We start from the raw sequence: 16,483 nt of genomic DNA on the forward strand, positions 1-16,483 counted from the left end.
GATCAGTACTCCACGGGCTCGGTGCGACGGCGGATGACGGTGACGGCGTCGCGCTGGTTGCCGGTCGGCCCGTAGTAGTTGGGCGCGAACGACAACTGGGCGTAGCCGCCGATCAGATGGGTGGGCTTGACCAGCAGTTTGGTCAGTGCGTTGTGGACCCCGCCCCGGCGCCCGGTGGTCTGCGACTTCGGCACGTTCACCAGGCGCTCCTGCACGTGGTACATGAACACGGTGCCGCGGGGCATCCGGTGCGAGACGACGGCCCGCGCGGCGACCACGCCGTTGCCGTTGACCGCCTCGACCCAGTCGTTGTCGGACACGCCGATGGCGGCGGCGTCCTCCACGCCGATCCAGATGACGGGACCGCCGCGGGCGAGGGTCTGCATCAGCAGGTTCTCCTGGTACTCGGAGTGGATCGACCACTTCGAGTGCGGGGTGAGGTAGCGGACGGTCACCGCGTGCGAACCCTCCCCGTGCGGGTGGTCGGTGTGCTCGCCCAGCGCCGCCAGGTCCAGCGGCGGCCGGTAGACGGGCAGTTGCTCCCCCAGTTCGGCCATCCAGTCGTGGTCCAGGTAGAAGTGCTGGCGGCCGGTGAGGGTGTGCCAGGGCTTGCGGTGCTCGGTGTTGACGGTGAAGGGGGAGTAGCGGCGGTCGGTGGCCTCCTTGCCCGACCACTCGAAGCTGGTGCCGACCTGGACGGGCCGTGTCTGGGTGTCGGAGAAGACCACGCGCCGCTCGGCCACCGACTCGGCCAGCGCGTCGAGGCCGCTGTCCGGCCCGCACCGGTGAGCCAGTTCGTGCAGCCCCTCGGCGGCCAGCCGCCCGTTGGTGGTCCCCGACAGCGCCAGGATCGCCTCGCACAGTTTGACGTCCGTGTCCAGCAGCGGCCGTCCCCGCGCCGCGCCCTCGCGCGCCGTACCGCCGCGGGCCGCCAGCCAGCGGCACTCCGCCTCCGGGCGGACGGTGACCCCGCGCACGGTCATGCCGTGGCGTTCCGTCAGCGGGCCGAGTGCCGCCAGTTTGTCCGCGATCGCGGTGTAGTCGCGCTCCACGACGGTGAGCTCGGGCAGGTTGTGCCCGGCCACGGGCAACGCGTCCCCCTCCCGCCAGTCCGGCACGGTGCCGCCCGGCTGCGCGGTCTCCCCCGGTGTGTCGTGCTGGAGCGCGGTGGCCACCAGGTCGTGGGCGACATCCAGACGCCCCTCGGCCAGCTCGCTGAACCGCGCGGCCAGCCCGTGGAAGATCTCGAAGTCGGTACGGGCCTGCCAGGGCGGGTTGATCGCGGGGGAGAAGGCGTGCACATAGGGGTGCATGTCCGTGCTGGACAGGTCGTGCTTCTCGTACCAGGTGGCGGCGGGCAGGACCAGGTCGGCGTACAGCGTCGTCGAGGTCATCCGGAAGTCGAGGGCCAGCAGCAGGTCGAGCTTGCCGCGTGGCGCCTCCTGGCGCCAGGTCACCTCGCGGGGACGCGCGTCGGGCGGCGCCTCCTCACTGCCGGCGTTGTCGCTCGCCCCCAGCAGGTGCCGCAGAAAGAACTCGTTGCCCTTGGCCGACGAGCCGATCAGGTTGGCCCGCCACACCGTCAGCACGCGCGGCCAGTTGGCAGGCGCGTCCGGGTCCTCGCAGGCGAAGCCGAGCCGCCCGGACGCCAGTTCGCCGGCCACCCAGGCCCCCGGTTCCGCCCCGCTCTCCCGCACCCGCCGTCCCAGTTCCAGCGGGTTGGCCGAGAAGGTGGGGTAGGAGGGCATCCAGCCCAGCCGCGCCGACTGCGCCACCAGGTCCACGGTGTGCCGCCCCGCCAGCAGGCCCCGGCCCGTGGGCGAGGCCAGCGCGTCCGCACGGTAGCTCTCGTACCGCCACTGGTCGGTGTGCAGGAACCAGTAGGGCGTGCCCGCCATCTGCCGGGAGGGGCGCACCCAGTCGGCGGCCGTCTGCATCTGCTGCCACCCGGCGTACGGGCGCACCTTCTCCTGGCCGACGTAGTGCGCCCACCCGCCGCCGTTGACGCCCTGGCAGCCGGTGAGGGCGAGCAGCGCCAGGAACGAGCGGTAGATGGTGTCGGAGTGGAACCAGTGGTTCGTCCCGGCGCCCATCACGATCATGCAGCGGCCCCGGGTCTTCTCCGCGGTGGTGGCGAACTCCCGGGCGGCGCGGACCACCGCGCCCGCCGGTACGGAGGTGAGGCGCTCCTGCCAGGCGGGGGTGCAGGGCCGCTCCGCGTCCTGGTAGTCGGCCGGCCAGTCCCCCGGCAGCCCGGTGCGGTGCACGCCGTAGCGGGCCAGCAGCAGATCGAAGACGGTGGTGACCGTGCGGCCCGCGACCGTCGTCACCGGCACCGAGCGCCGCACGGTGCCCTGGGAGGCGTCCTGCTCCGCTCCGTCCGCGCTCTCGAAGCGGGGCAGCAGGGTCTCCACCGCCTCGCACCCGTCCGCCCGGTAGAGGGTCAGCCGCGGGTCCAGCTCGCCCAGGTCGAGGTTCCAGCGGCCCTTGCCCTGCGGCGACCAGCGCTCGCCCAGCGTGCCGTTGGGCGCCACGGGGCGGCCCGTGACGTCGTCCAGCAGGACGGGCCGCCACCGGTCCGCCGCCTCACCCGGCTCTCCCTGCCGGTGCGCCGCGAGGTCGGCGGCGGTCACGAACTTGCCGGGCACATGGCTGCCGTCGGGGCGCCGCTCCATCTCGACCAGGAAGGGAAGATCGGTGAAGCGCTTGACGTAGTCGATGAAATAGGGCACCTGGCGCCGCACGAAGAACTCGGTGAGGAGGACGTGGCCCATTGCCATCGCGACCGCGCCGTCCGTGCCGGGGTGTGGGTGCAGCCATTCGTCGGCGAACTTGGTGGCGTCCGCGTAGTCCGGCGAGACGACGACCACCTTCTGGCCCCGGTAGCGGGCCTCGGCCATCCAGTGCGCGTCCGGCGTCCTGGTGACCGGGACGTTGGAGCCCCACAGCATCAGATAGGCCGCGTCCCACCAGTCGCCCGACTCGGGCACGTCCGTCTGGTCGCCGAAGACCTGCGGGGAGGCGATGGGCAGATCCGCGTACCAGTCGTAGAACGACAGCATCGGGGCGCCGATCAGCGACATGAAGCGCGCGCCGACCGCGTGCGAGGCCATGGACATCGCGGGGATGGGGGAGAAACCGGCCACCCGGTCGGGACCGTAGGCGGCGATGGTGTGCACATGCGCCGCCGCGGCGATCTCCAGCGCCTCGTCCCAGCCGATGCGCACCAGCCCGCCCTTGCCGCGCGCCGACTGGTAGCGCCGCCTCTTTCCGGGATCACCGGTGATCTCCGCCCAGGCGGCCACCGGATCGCCCAGCCGCTCCCTGGCCTCCCGGTACATCTCCACCAGCACGCCGCGCGCGTGCGGGTAGCGCACCCGGGTGGGCGAGTAGGTGTACCAGGAGAACGAGGCCCCGCGCGGACAGCCCCGCGGTTCGTACTCGGGCCGGTCCGGGCCGACCGAGGGGTAGTCCGTCTGCTGGGTCTCCCAGGTGATCAGACCGTCCTTGACGTACACCTTCCACGAGCACGACCCGGTGCAGTTGACACCGTGGGTGGAGCGGACGACCTTGTCATGGGCCCACCGCTCCCGGTACGGGCTGTCGTTGACCGGCTGGTCGGTGCGGTAGGCGGCACGCAGGTCCGGTGTGGTGACCGTGCGCCGCAGCGCCGTTCCCGCCCTGAGCAATCGGTCGGTGGCCGCCAGGGCGGCTTTCTCCGCTTCTTGACGCGCTTTGAGGCGTCGCATGAATCCAACCCTTCCGGGCCTCCGCGCACACGGCACGGAGGAGCCCCTTCCGCGATCCGGAACTCCCCCGTTCCGGACACAGCCTGTCCCTGGTCACAGGAGCACACGCGGGCGTTTTGGAATAGTTGGCGAAACCTATACGCAGTTTTCCATGCGCTTTGCAGTAATTGCCACGTACATACAGCGCGAATTCATCTTGAACGAATTACTCCGCTTCTTTGGCGCGCGGCGGCAGCCGTTGAACGGTCAGGATCGCCAGATCGTCCTGCTGGTACGGACGGGTGAAAGCCCGTACGTCGTCACGCAGTACGCGGGCCAGCCCGGCCCCCCCGCCGCCGGTCCCGCGCCCCTCGGCCCCGCCGCTCCCGACGAGACGGGCGAGCCGGTCCGCCAGCGGGTAGAACCGGCCGTCCCCGTCCCGTGCTTCCGAGAGGCCGTCCGTGTAGAGCAGGAGGGTCGCCTCGGGCGGGAAGCCGAATCCGCACGCCGTGCGCGGCTCGTCCACCAGCGACGCCAGGCCCAGCGGCACCCCCGTGTCCTGGAGGTCCACCTTCCGCGGCGGCCGGGAGTCCCGCACCAGATAGGGCGGCAGATGGCCGCAGTTGACGGCCTGTGCGGTCCCCCGGTCGAGCGGGTCCACGGAGACCACCAGCGCCGTCACGAACCGCTCCGGCTCACCCGAGTGGCGGGCGTAGGCGTTGTGCCGGACCACGGACCGCTCCAGCGCCCCCACGAGCCCCGTCAGCGACGGCTCCCGGTGGGCCGCCTCCCGGAAGCCGCCCAGCACGGCGAAGGCCGCGCCGACGGCGGACAGCCCCTTTCCCTGGACGTCGCCGATCAGCACCCGGGTCCCGTAAGGGGTGTCGGCCACGTCGTAGATGTCACCGCCGAAGAGCTTGTCCTCCTGAAGCGGCTCGAACACGCCGTCCACCTGCGCCTGGGACGTCAGTTCGGGCAACGGATGCAGGATGTGCTGCTGGATGACGGCGGCGGTGGAGCGGAGCCGCACCAGTTCGGTGTCCCGCGCGATGCGCCAGCGGCTGCCGTAGACCGCGAGCCCGGCGAACGCCACGGTGAGCGCCAGGGTGATGGCGTCGTCGAGGTGGTAGCCGGGAGAGCGGGCGATCGACGCGGCCACGGCGATCGTCGCCCAGCCGGAGGCGATCTGCGTCTGCCGCACGGTGCCCAGGCTCGCCGCGATGGCGGGCAGGAAGATCAGCAGACCGATCAGCCGGACCTCGGACCCGGCCGCCAGGCTGAGGCCGACCACCAGCAGGGTCAGCCCGGCGATCCAGCACAGGAACGTCCGCGTGGAGAGGGACTTCGGGCGCTGCGTCAGTGTGCCCTGCGGCTCGCGCGAGGCCCGGCGCGGCTGCTCCGCGATCTGTTGCTGCTGCTCCATCGCCCGTTCCTAGGGGGAAGGCACCGAAGATGCTTCGACGGCGCTTCGAAGGTGCTGGGAAGTGCTGAGGGGTGGTGGGAAGTACCGGCTGAGAGGGTGTGGGACGTGCTGAGAGGGTGGTGGGAAGGTGCTTCGGGGACGCTCGGGGGCACCGGAAAGTGGTGCCGGGTGCTCCAGGGGCGTGCGGTCGTCCCGCTCCCCGTCCCCACCCCATCCTCACCCGCGCCCGCCGCGTCGCCCGACGCGACACCGCGAAGGCCGCTGTCAGCCGTCCCGGCGCCGCGGCGCCCGCCCCCTGCCCCCCGACTGCTTGCCGCCCTGCTCCTTGGTGCCCGCCCCCTTGGCGCCGGTGGCCCCGGGGGTGAACCGCTTGGAGTCCAGGCCCTTGGAGTCCAGCCCGGTGATCTCCAGGTCCCGGCCGAGGTCAGCGGCACCGAGCGGCAGGTGCGGGTTGACGTCCTGCTGCCAGGAGGTCTCCAGCGGCTCAGGGCTGTGCAGCGGGATGTCCGTCTCGACGTTCCCGGTGGGCGGCCACTCCGGACGCTGGTCGGCGGGGAGGGTGCGCAGGGCCTCGCTGACGCTGGAGTAGACGGGCAGCACCTCGGTGCTCCCGGTCAGCGCGAGCACGGCCGCCAGCCGCCGGCCCACACAGGCCAGCAGGAGGCTGCCCTCCCTCCGGTGCAGCAGCCAGCGGAGGGCGAGCAGGCAGTTCAGCCCCCTGGAGTCGCAGAAGACCAGGGCCGTCACATCCAGTACGAGGTGCCGGTAGCCCGTCGCGACGACGGCACCGATGCGGTCCAGGTAGAGCTGCTCCGTCGCCCTGTCCAGTTCACCGCTGAACCGGATCACCGCGCACTCGTCCTTGACGGTGAGCGGGGTGATGGCCAGACGGTCGTTCTCCCGCGACCTCACTCCGCCTCCGTCCCCCGGCAGAGTGCCGGTGCTCTGCGTGCCCGCTTCCCGCTGCGGGCCCACGCCTTCCGAGTATCCCAAACAGCGCCGCTCCCGAGCGGCTCCGTTGCGGCGGGGGCCGGGCACTGGGCGAGGGGCACCGGGCCCCCCTGGGCCCGGCTCCCCGCCGGTCCTTCTCAGCGCTGCCTCGCCCCTGCCCGCTCCGTCCGTCTGTGCATGATCGCGCAGATTCCTGTGCACGATCACGTGCACGTTCCCGTGCAGGAGAGATCGTACGTGCCGATCCGGGGGTGCGACGGCGCCTCGCCGGTGTTGTTTTCCGCGTCGCGGCCGGTTGCCGGTCACGACGCGGCGCACACGGTGCGCCGGTGCGCTCACCTCGCGTGTCGCCACTCCCGCCCGGCCGTTCTCACCCTCCCGCTCGCCGTACCTCTCAGTCCGAGGCCCCGATTCCTTCGGTAAAATCCCTGACCAGGCCGGCATCGCGGTCTCCGGAATGGGCCGGCCTCTCCTTGTCCGCGCGGGACGATGCATGAAGACGGAGGTGCCGGGTAACTGACCCTGCATCCGTTCGAGCGTTCAGACGGGGCACCGTTCGGCGGAGGGCGGGTATTGCGCGGCCGCGCGTGATCTCGCCGGGAGAGGAAAGACCCCCATATTCGCGGGTCTGCTTTCAGCGGCAATGGCCCTGCGGAGACGGGAGACAGGTATGGATCGGACAGCGGCCCTCCAGGAGGAGGACGAGGGCACTCTTCCTGTGGCCAGGGCACACACGAGCTATGTGCGCAGCAGCTTCCAGGCGCGGCAGATCACCCGGAAATTCCTGGCCACCCTCTCGCCGCCCCCCTCGCCCGAGTCCGTCGAGACCGTGCTGCTGGTCGTCTCCGAGCTGGTGACCAACGCGCTCCGGTACGGGAACGGGGTCACCGACTTCGATCTGAGCGCCGGACACAGCACCGTCACCGTCGAAGTGGGGGATTCCAGTTCCGCCCTTCCCCGGGAACGTACGCCGCAGAGTTTCGAGGAGGGTGAGGCCGGCGGGTTCGGCTGGCCCATCATCCGCCATTTGGCTCATGATCTCACCATTCGGCTGCGCCGCAACAATGGGAAGATCATCCACGCGGGTATTCCCCTGTGACGCCACGCCGTCCGGAAAACGGTGCCGGGTGAACTCCCGGGAACGACAGGCGAGTTCGGTCGCCGCGGACGGCGGGTGAGCCGGGAGGAACCCGGGAAAGCTGGCCGGTGTGCGAAAGCCGACCGGCACGGAAAGCCGACCGGCACGGAAAGCCGACCGGCACGTGAAAGCCGATCGGTGCGTGAAAGCCGACCGGCGCGTGCGAGCGCGGACCTCGAAAAGCCGGCCGGGAACGCGGGAACACGGAGCGGGTCGAGGAACGCGGGCGAAGAACGCGGATGAGGAGCACGGATGAACGCGGTGCTGGGAATCGACCACGTCGGAGTCACCGTTCCCGATATCGAAGCGGCGACCGAGTTCTTCCGCCGGGCGCTCGGCGCCGAAACGCTGTACGACACCCTGCCCCGCGCCGTTGGCCCCAGGGGCGGCGAGGAGACGGCACGGCGACTGGGCGTGCCGTCCGGCACCGCGCAGGTCGCCATGCGGATGCTGCGCCTGCCGCACGGCCCCGGCCTGGAACTGTTCGAGTTCCGCGGCCCGCGGCAGCGCGAGGCCGCCGTCCCCAGCGACCTGGGCTGGCAGCATCTGGCCTGTTACACCGAGGACCTGCCCGCCTCGTGTGCGGCGGTGCGCGCCGCGGGCGGCCGGGTACTGGGCGAGCCGCACCCGCTGCCCGGCCCCGAGGCCGGCCCCGGCAACCGCTTCGTCTACTGCCGCACCCCCTGGGGCAGCACCCTCGAACTGCTCACCTACCCCGGCCCCATGCCGTACGAGGACAGCACACCGCTGCGCCGCTGGCGGCCGTGAGCACCCAGGGTGCCGGCCATCAGGCGGCGCTTCCTCCGGAAGGGCCGGAGGGCGCCCCCCTGCCGCTCCGCCCCTCCTGTGCGCCGTCGCCCTGTTCCCTTGCCGCCTCCCTCTCCGCCGCCCGCGCGGCCTCGCGGGCGCGCAGCCGTTCCCGCTGCGGCACCACGGTGTACTTGGGGTCCGCCAGTGCCGCCCGCCCCGCGTGGAAGACGCCCAGCCGGGTGCAGACCGAGCCGCCCAGCAGCGCCGCCCCGGCGAGCGCGGCCGGCCCCCGGCCGCGCTCGCCCCACACGGCGGCCCCGAGCGCCCCGGCGGCCGTCAGGGCTTTGGCACACCGCATCAGCACCCCCGCCGTTCCCTCCCGGTAGGTCTCCGCGACCATGCCGAGCCGCTGCTCCATCCGGCGCGTCGCGACGGCTTCGAGACCGGCTCCGAAGAGCGCGGCGTACCGCACCGGCCGGTGTTCGCGCGGGGGTGCGGCCAGCAGCGCGGTGCCGGCGGCGGCAGCGGTGGCGGACCCGGCGAAGACGAAGGGCAGTTCGCGGTAGCCGTCGTGCCAGGCGGGCACGGCCGTGTCGGCGGCCAGCACGGCGGTGTAGGTCGCCACGGCGGGACCCAGCAGGGCCGCGCCCGCGGTGGCGGCGTCTCCCGCACGGGGGAGCACGCCGGTCACGTCGCTGACGGCGGCTGCCCCGGCCAGCGGTCCGTAGGCGGCCAGCAGCCAGGAGCCGACGCTCATCGGGGAGGTGGGTTTGAAGACCCGGAGCATGTTCGCGAAGCGCGCCGGCCTGCCCAGGTCGTGGATGAGCGCTGCCACGGATCCCGCGACGGCCACCGTGGAGGAGATCTTCATCGCCCGCGCCGTCACCGGCTGCCCGGTCAGCCGGGCTCCGGCGGCCAGCAGTGACCCCGCTCCGGCCAGACCGCCGAGGAAGAAGTAGCCGCCGATGTTGAGCGGCTTCCAGCCGGGGGTGTTGAGCACCGGCTTGCCGTAGTAGGAGGTGAACTCCGCAGCGGGAACGACGGTGCGCTCACCGCGCCGCCCGCCCCGCCCTGCGCGCCGGCGCCTGCCGCCGTCGTGCGGCGCTTTCGTCATCGCACGCGCCCCTTTCCTGTCCGTCCGCCCACCCGTCCACCCGTTCGTCCACCCGCTCGTCCACCCGGTCGCCCGCTCGCGGCGAAGGCGGCGGCGACCCCGCCCAGCAGCGTCAGCGCGGCGGCGCCCGCCTGCTTCCACATGGCGGGCAGGTCCCGTGTCGTCACCACCGGATCGGGCGGCAGGCCGTACACCTCGGGCTCGTCGAGCAGCAGGAAGAACGCGCCGTCGCCGCCCACCCCGTCCTCCGGGTCGTGCCCGTACAGGCGTGCGTCCGGCACGCCCGCGCGGTGCAGCTCCTCCACCCGGGCGGCGGCCCGCTCGCGCAGCTCCTCCAGAGGGCCGAACTGGATCGACTCGGTGGGGCACGCCTGGGCGCAGGCGGGAGTGCGGCCCGCACCGAGCCGGTCGTAGCACAGGGTGCACTTGAAGGCGCGGCCGTCGTCCGGGCGCTGTTCGATGACACCGTACGGACAGGCCGGTACGCAGTAGCCGCAGCCGTTGCAGATGTCCTCCTGCACCACCACCGTGCCGAACTCGGTGCGGAAGAGCGAGCCGGTCGGGCACACGTCCAGGCACGCGGCGTGGGTGCAGTGCTTGCACACGTCGGACGACATCAGCCACCGCAGCTCGGACGACCCGGACCCCTGGGCCGCGAGGGCGAACACGTCGGCCTCCCCGCCCTTCTCGTCCGTCTCGCCGGGCCGCCGTTCCTCGTCCGCTTCTCCGGGCCGCCGTTCCCGTGCGGCCACCGGCCTGCTCTGCTCGATGAAGGCGACGTGCCGCCAGGTCGAGGCGCCCAGCCCCTGGGTGTTGTCGTAGCTCATCCCGGTCAGCTCCATGCCGTCCTCCGGGATGGCGTTCCACTCCTTGCACGCCACCTCGCACGCCTTGCAGCCGATGCACACGGAGGTATCCGTGAAGAAGCCGACGCGCTGGCCCACCTCGGTCATCCCCGTACCTCCGTCCCGGTGTGCACGGTCACGCCGGCGCGCCGGCGGTAGTCCTCCAGCAGTGCCAGCAGGGCGGGGCCGCGGGGGCGGCGGCCCGGCATGATGTCGGCGGTCAGTGCCTTGACCTCCTGGATGTGCACGTTCGGGTCGAGGGCCATCGACGTCAGTTCGTTGGCCGCGTCCCCGCGCGTGTAGCCGTTGCGTCCCCAGTGGTAGGGCAGTCCGATCTGGTGCACCTGGCGGCCGGCCACGCGCAGGGGGCGCATCCGCTCGGTGACCAGCACGCGTGCCTCCACAGCGCCCCGTGCGGTCACCAGGGTCGCCCAGCCGGTGTGCTCCAGGCCGCGTTCGGCGGCGAGCTGCGGGGAGACCTCGCAGAAGAACTCGGGCTGCAGCTCGGACAGGTACGGCGACCAGCGGCTCATGCCACCCGCCGTGAAGTGCTCCGTGAGCCGGTAGGTCGTCACCACGTACGGGAAGACACCGGCGCCCGCCTCCCGGCCGCTGGGGTGGTACGCGTTGGCCGGGTGCGGATGGAGCCGGCGGGCCGGACTGCGCTGCTGGTCGGGGTGGAGGGGATTGTGGACGGGGGAGTCCTGCGGCTCGTAGTGGGTGGGCAGCGGGCCGTCCAGCAGCCCGGCCGGCACGTACAGCCACCCCTTGCCGTCACCCTGCATGATGAAGGGATCGGTGCCCGAGAGGGCGTCGGGCCCGGTGGCGTCCGGTGCCGGCCGGTAGGAGGGCGGGCGGTCGGCGTCGAAGTCCGGTACGTCGTGACCGGTCCACCTGCCCCCTCCCGCCGCTCCCTCCTCCGCCGGCTCCCACCACACCAGTGCCTTGCGCGGGCTCCAGGGGACGCCGTCCGGATCGGCCGAGGCGCGGTTGTAGAGGATGCGCCGGTTCGCGGGCCAGGACCAGGCCCACTCGGCGGCGATCCAGTCCTGTTCGGTGTGCGGCTTCTTGCGGGCCGCCTGGTTGACGCCGTCCTGGAAGACGCCGCAGTAGATCCAGCAGCCGCACGAGGTGGAACCGTCGTCGCGCAGCTCCTGGTAGCGGCTGAGCGGGCTGCCGTCGGCGCGCCGGCCGTTGATCTCCGCGAGCACCGCCTCGGCCACCGGCTCCTCGAGCGGCCCGTCGACCGGGTAGTCCCACGTCAGGTCGAGCACGGGGCGGTCGGAGGGGTCGGTGGAGCCGCGCAGCTTCTCCCGGACCCGCCGCCCCAGGTGGTAGATGAACCACAGGTCGCTGCGCGCCTCACCGTCCGGCTCCTTGGCCGGGTAGTGCCACTGGAGCATGCGGTTGGTGTTGGTGAAGGAGCCCGCCTTCTCGGTGTGCGAGGCGGCGGGGAAGAAGAACACCTCGGTGGCGTTCTCCTCCGTCCTCAGCTCGCCGGTCTCCGTCTCCGGGCCGTCCTTCCACCAGGTGGCCGACTCGATGAGGGAGAAGTCGCGGACCACCAGCCACTCCAGGTTGGCCATGCCCAGCCGCTGCATCTTCGCGTTCGCCGAGCCGACGGCCGGGTTCTCCCCCAGCAGGAAGTAGCCCTTGCACTCACCGGCGAGCTGGGCCAGCACCGTGTCGTAGGTGCTGTGCGAGCCGGTCAGCCGGGGCAGGTGGCCGAAACAGTAGTCGTTCCCAGCGGTGGCCGCCTCGCCCCAGTACGCCTTGAGGAGGCTGACGAGGTAGGAGCGCATCTCGCCCCAGTAGCCCTTCTCGGTGCGCATGGCCTCCACGAAGGTGTCCAGGTCCTGCGACCGGTGCGCGTGCGGCATGGGGATGTAGCCGGGCAGCAGGTTGAAGAGGGTGGGGATGTCGCTGGAGCCCTGGATGCTGGCGTGCCCGCGCAGTGCCTGGATGCCGCCGCCCGGACGCCCGATGTTGCCGAGCAGCAACTGAAGCACACAGGCGGCGCGGATGTACTGGGCGCCCACGGTGTGCTGCGTCCAGCCGACGGCGTACGCGAACGCCGTGGTGCGCTCCCGTCCCGAGTTCTCCACGAGAGTCCGGCACACCTTTCGAAACGTCTCCTGTGGGATGCCGCACGTCTCCTCGACCATCTGAGGGGTGTAGCGCGCGTAGTGCCGTTTGAGGAGCTGGAAGACACAGCGCGGATGCCGCAGGGTGCGATCGTGCGTCCCGTCGCCCAGTACGGGAGCGCCGCCGGAGCCGTGCGACTCGGAGCCGCCCGCGCCCGCCACCGAGCGGTCCCGCCGGGTGCGTTCCTCGAACAGTTCGTCCCGCTGGCCGGAGGCGGCCTGGACCATGTCGCCCTCGTACTGCCAGCCGGCCGTGTCGTAGTGCCCGCTCTCCTCGTCGAGCCCGGAGAAGATGCCCGCCAGGTCCTCGGTGTCGCGGAACTCCTCGCTGACGACGGTCGAGGCGTTGGTGTAGTCGAGCACGTACTCGTGGAAGAAGGAGTCGGTGCTCAGCACGTGATTGATGAGGCCGCCGAGGAAGGCGATGTCGGTGCCGGCGCGGATCGGCACGTGCAGGTCGGCCAGCGCGCTGGTGCGGGTGAACCGCGGGTCGACGTGGATGATCGTGGCCCCGCGCGCCTTGGCCTCCATCACCCACTGGAACCCCACGGGGTGCGCCTCGGCGAAGTTGGAGCCCTCGATGACGATGCAGTCGGCGTGCTGGAGGTCCTGGAGGAAAGTGGTGGCCCCGCCCCGCCCGAACGAGGTGCCCAGCCCGGCGACGGTCGAGCTGTGGCAGACCCGCGCCTGGTTCTCGATCTGCACCACGCCCAGGGCGGTGAACAGCTTCTTGATGAGGTAGTTCTCCTCGTTGTCCAGCGCCGCCCCGCCCAGCGCGGCGATGCCGAGCGTGCGGTTGACCGCCGCGCCGTCCCGCTCCCGCTCCCATGTCTCGCGCCGGGTGCGCACGACCCGGTCGGCCACCATGTCCATGGCGGTGTCCAGGTCCAGACGCTCCCACTCGGTGCCGTGGGGACGCCGGTAGAGCACCTCGTGACGGCGTGCGTCACCCGTGGTGAGCTGAAGCGTGGCCGCGCCCTTGGGGCACAGCCTTCCCCTGCTGACGGGGGAGTCGGGATCGCCCTCGATCTGGACGACCCGCTCGTCCTTGACGTAGACCTCCTGTCCGCAGCCGACCGCGCAGTACGGGCAGACGGATTTGACGACCCGGTCGGCGGTCGCGGTGCGCGGCCGCAGCGTGCGGGTGTGCCGCGAGGTGACGGCGTCGCCCCTGCCCGTCGGGTCCTCTCCGGTGACCTGCCGGTACACGGGCCAGTTGCTGATCCATGTGCGTACGCCCATCCCATGACCTCCCGGCCGTCCCGGACCCGCCCGGTCAGGCGGCCTTCCCTGAGCCGCCCAGCGCTTCGAGCAGCTGTTCGCGCGTCATCTTCGAGCGCCCCCTGACGCCGCTGTCGGCCGCCCGCCGGTACAGCTCTTCCTTGCTCAGCCGGGCGAGCGCGGAGCCACCCGCCCGGGTCCCGGCACCCTTGGCGCCCTTCCCACTGCCCTGCGCGGCCTTCTTGCCGCCCTGCGGGGCCTTCTCGCGGTTCTTGGGCGCACTCCTGGCGGAGCGGGTCCCGCGCCGGGGACGGGAGGGAGCACGCTGGGCGCGGGAGGGCGCACGGCGGCCGCGGCCCGGCCCCCCTCCGCCCCCGCCCCGGGAACGGGCTCGCTCGATGCTGCGGTTGAGGGCCTCGCTGAGGTCCACCACGTTCGTGGCCTGTGGCGGGCCCTCCTCGGGCGCGACCTCCTCGCCGTCGGCCTTGGCCTCGACCAGGGCCCGCACCCGCTCCTCGTACGTGTCGCTGTAGTCCTCGGGACGGAAGGGAGTGCTCATGCTCTCCACGAGCTGCTGTGCGGTCTTCAGCTCCCTGCCGTCCGCGCGCTCCCGCCCGGGCAGCTCGGGCAGTTCCTCGCGGGGGTCGCGGACCTCGTCCGCCCAGTGCAGGGTGTGCAGCGCCAGGACGTCTTCCCCGGCGCGGAGGGCGACCAGGTACTCCTTGCCGTGCATCACGAAGGTGGCGATGCCCGTCTTCCGCGACGTGGCGAGCGCGGCGCGCAGCAGTTCGTACGGCTTGTGGTACTGGTCGCCGCTGGGGGAGAGGTAGTAGGCGCGTGCGTAGTAGACGGGATCGACCTCGTCCGCGTCCACGAACCCGCTGACGTCGATGACCTGGGACCTGCCGGGCGCGATCTCCCGCAGCTCCTCCGGCTCGACGGTGACGTACTCGCCGTCGGCGATCTCGTACCCCTTGACGATGTCGTCGTACTCCACGCCCTTCCCGGTGCGCTCGTTCACCCGCCTGTTGCGCACCCGGTCGCTGGTGCCGCGCTGCAACTGGTGGAAGTGGGTGGTGTGGTCCTCGGTCGCCGCGTACATCCGCACGGGAACCGTGACCAGCCCGAAGGTGATCACTCCGCTCCACACCGGGCGTGCCATCGTCTCTCCTGCCCCTCGTGATCCGAGCCGTGCAGGCCCCTCAGACCGCGGGACGCGCGCTCCCACTGTCACCCGCCGCGCACCGTCCCGCATCCGGGGCCGTGCGTCCGTGTGCCCCGGGTTTCACGCCCCCGGCGCCTGACACCCCCCACTTCGCACGCACCGCCCCACCGTGCCGCCCCCTGCGCCCCCCTGTGCTTCGCACCGGACCGCTCCGACGGGAGTCACGGACCCGGGGAAGGGGAAAGCCGATTACTGAGAGCACACCGTTCCCACACGCTTCGCATCCGCCCGGCGGTGCCCGGCCCGGCGAAACCCCGGAGAAACCCGGAGAAAGGAGCAGGCGCTCCGGTATGACGACTCACCAGCTCTCCGACGTCCCCGGCCTGCCCGCCGCCCCCTCCCTGCTGTCGTACGCGCACCAGAGGACGGAGCCGCTGCTGCGCGAGGCCGTCGGCGCACTCCAGCCCGAACTGCGCCGTGTCTGCGGCTACCACTTCGGCTGGAGCCAGCCGGACGGCAGCCCCACCTACGGCGTCACCCCCGAACCGCCCCTGCGCGCCGCCCTCGCCCTGTACGCGGCGGGCGCGGGGGAGCCGGAACGGGACGGTGGCGCCCCGGAGGCCTCCACGGTCGCGGCACTGCCGGGGGCCGCGGCCGTGGAACTGATACACAACTGGGCGGCACTGCACGACGACGTGAGGGACGGCGAGGCACTGCGCCGGGGCCGCTCCGCCGTATGGGCGGTCTACGGCACGGGCTGGGCCGTGCTGGCCGGGGACGCGCTGCTGGGCGCGGCCAACCGCTGCGTCCTGCCCCCGCAGCCGGCCGAGGAGGACGGAGGGGACGTGGGACAGCCGTCGGCGGAGCCCCCGGGACGGCTGCCGGCACAGCACGACGGCGACCGGCCCGCGGCGCGCTGCGGACGGCGGGAGCCGTCGGGCCGCGCACGGGAGACCGGCTGCGCTCCTGACGGCACCGACGGGGCGGAGAGCACCGCCATGATGCGGCTGCTGACCCGCACGGCCTCACGCCTCGTCGGTGGCCGCTCCGCCGAACTCGCCCTGCGCCGCCGCGCGCCGGAGGGCATCAGCGTGGAGGAGTACGCGGCGGTCGCGGCGGCCCGCAGCAGTTCGTTGCTGGAGTGCGCGCTGGCGGGCGGCGCGCTGCTGGCCGGTGCGGACGAGCGGGTCGTGGAGACGCTCACCCGGGCCGGCCACCACTTGGGCATCGCCGTACAGGCGGCCCGGGACATCGAGGACCTCTGGTCGGGTACGGCACTGAGCGGGCGCCCCGTCATGAACGGCCTGCGGGAGGGCGGGCCGAGCCTTCCGCTGATCGCGGCGCTGCGCGCGGGCAACCCCGCGGCACGCACTCTCGCCCAGTCGCTGGGCGGCGGTCCCGCCTGTCCACCGCCTCCGGGCGAACTCGCCGCCCTCATCGAGAACGCGGGCGGGCGCGCGGCGGCGCGGGAGATCTCCGCCTGGCAGCTGACCGAGGCGCTCACGCAGCTCGACAAGGCCGCCCTGCCCCCCGCCTCCCACGCCGCGCTGCGCGCCCTGTTCCGGCACTCGGTCACCGGCGGTTGAACCGGCCCACCAGGACGAAGACCCCCGCTGTCAGCAGCAGGTAGACCAGTACCAGCAAAGGAGCGAGGTCCGCCTGCTCGACGGTGTGCCACCCGGCGTTGCGGCGCTCCCCTTCCAGCAGGATGCGGTTGACGGTCAGGAAGGTCAGATGGGTGCCGACGGCGGTCCACAGCGGTCCGCCGCGGACCGCGGTCCGGGCGGCGACCAGGGTGAGGCCGAAGACGGTCAGCAGTACCAGGTAGTCCACCGGGTGCTGCCCTGCCGGGACGATGCCGATCCCCGTATCCGGTCCGCCGGTCAGCCGTGCGGCCCCCGCCGCCACCACCGTGGAGGCTCCCGGCACCACCAGGAACACCGCCGTCGTGCCGAGCGCGGCCGTCGCCGCGCCGAACCGGCCGCGCAGTGAGGTCCAGCTGAA

10 protein-coding genes and 1 pseudogene are annotated in these 16,483 nt (G+C 72.4%); 3 read left to right on the forward strand and 8 right to left on the reverse strand.

Going from position 1 to position 16,483, the window contains the following annotated elements:
• Positions 1–2: 2 nt before the first annotated feature.
• The 3 genes from FM076_RS27275 to FM076_RS27285 all read right to left on the reverse strand — a co-directional run bounded on the left by FM076_RS27275 (position 3) and on the right by FM076_RS27285 (position 6,063).
• Positions 3–3,749, reverse strand: coding sequence for a nitrate reductase subunit alpha (locus FM076_RS27275; protein WP_173873532.1), 3,747 nt, complete (start codon positions 3,747–3,749; stop codon positions 3–5).
• Between the two features lie 205 nt (positions 3,750–3,954).
• Positions 3,955–5,151 carry a PP2C family protein-serine/threonine phosphatase gene (locus FM076_RS27280; RefSeq protein WP_173873533.1) on the reverse strand — a complete coding sequence of 399 codons (1,197 nt, stop codon included), beginning with the start codon at positions 5,149–5,151 and terminating at the stop codon, positions 3,955–3,957.
• A gap of 264 nt (positions 5,152–5,415) precedes the next feature.
• Positions 5,416–6,063 carry an STAS domain-containing protein gene (locus FM076_RS27285; RefSeq protein WP_345945261.1) on the reverse strand — a complete coding sequence of 216 codons (648 nt, stop codon included), beginning with the start codon at positions 6,061–6,063 and terminating at the stop codon, positions 5,416–5,418.
• Positions 6,064–6,772: 709 nt separating this feature from the next.
• On the opposite strand from FM076_RS27285, the gene FM076_RS27290 reads away from it, so the two are divergent.
• Both FM076_RS27290 and FM076_RS27295 read left to right on the forward strand, forming a co-directional pair.
• Complete coding sequence (locus FM076_RS27290; protein WP_173873534.1) at positions 6,773–7,201, forward strand: ATP-binding protein; 429 nt, start codon at positions 6,773–6,775, stop codon at positions 7,199–7,201.
• 291 nt (positions 7,202–7,492) lie between these two features.
• Positions 7,493–8,008 carry a VOC family protein gene (locus FM076_RS27295; protein ID WP_173873535.1) on the forward strand — a complete coding sequence of 172 codons (516 nt, stop codon included), beginning with the start codon at positions 7,493–7,495 and terminating at the stop codon, positions 8,006–8,008.
• Between the two features lie 19 nt (positions 8,009–8,027).
• Here the strand turns inward: FM076_RS27295 and nrfD are convergent, their stop codons facing one another.
• Genes nrfD through FM076_RS27315 form a run of 4 tightly spaced genes read right to left on the reverse strand, consistent with a single transcriptional unit; the run spans position 8,028 to position 14,476 of the window.
• Positions 8,028–9,104 (reverse strand): NrfD/PsrC family molybdoenzyme membrane anchor subunit, encoded by a 1,077-nt coding sequence (gene nrfD / locus FM076_RS27300; protein WP_173873536.1) that lies wholly within the window; start codon positions 9,102–9,104, stop codon positions 8,028–8,030.
• The gene (locus tag FM076_RS27305) at positions 9,101–10,057 is read right to left on the reverse strand and encodes a 4Fe-4S dicluster domain-containing protein (protein WP_173873537.1); all 957 of its coding nucleotides are present in this window, start codon (positions 10,055–10,057) and stop codon (positions 9,101–9,103) included. Before FM076_RS27305 ends, nrfD begins: the two co-directional genes overlap by 4 nt.
• The gene (fdh, locus tag FM076_RS27310; RefSeq protein WP_173873538.1) at positions 10,054–13,335 is read right to left on the reverse strand and encodes a formate dehydrogenase; all 3,282 of its coding nucleotides are present in this window, start codon (positions 13,333–13,335) and stop codon (positions 10,054–10,056) included. The genes FM076_RS27305 and fdh overlap by 4 nt, the downstream gene beginning before the upstream one ends.
• A 34-nt stretch (positions 13,336–13,369) precedes the next feature.
• Positions 13,370–14,476: a Ku protein gene (locus tag FM076_RS27315; RefSeq protein WP_173873539.1), complete on the reverse strand. Its 1,107-nt coding sequence runs from the start codon at positions 14,474–14,476 to the stop codon at positions 13,370–13,372.
• A 353-nt stretch (positions 14,477–14,829) separates the two neighbouring features.
• Between FM076_RS27315 and FM076_RS27320 the strand changes: the two genes are divergently transcribed.
• Positions 14,830–16,065 carry a polyprenyl synthetase family protein gene (locus FM076_RS27320; protein ID WP_173873540.1) on the forward strand — a complete coding sequence of 412 codons (1,236 nt, stop codon included), beginning with the start codon at positions 14,830–14,832 and terminating at the stop codon, positions 16,063–16,065.
• Here FM076_RS27320 and FM076_RS27325 read toward each other — a convergent pair.
• A pseudogene (locus FM076_RS27325) lies at positions 16,052–16,483 on the reverse strand (type II CAAX prenyl endopeptidase Rce1 family protein); the annotation flags it as partial. The gene FM076_RS27320 and the pseudogene FM076_RS27325 sit on opposite strands and share 14 nt — an antisense overlap.

Origin of the sequence: Streptomyces albus subsp. chlorinus (genome assembly GCF_013302895.1) — a bacterium.
Taxonomy (GTDB): Bacteria; Actinomycetota; Actinomycetes; order Streptomycetales; family Streptomycetaceae; genus Streptomyces; species Streptomyces chlorinus.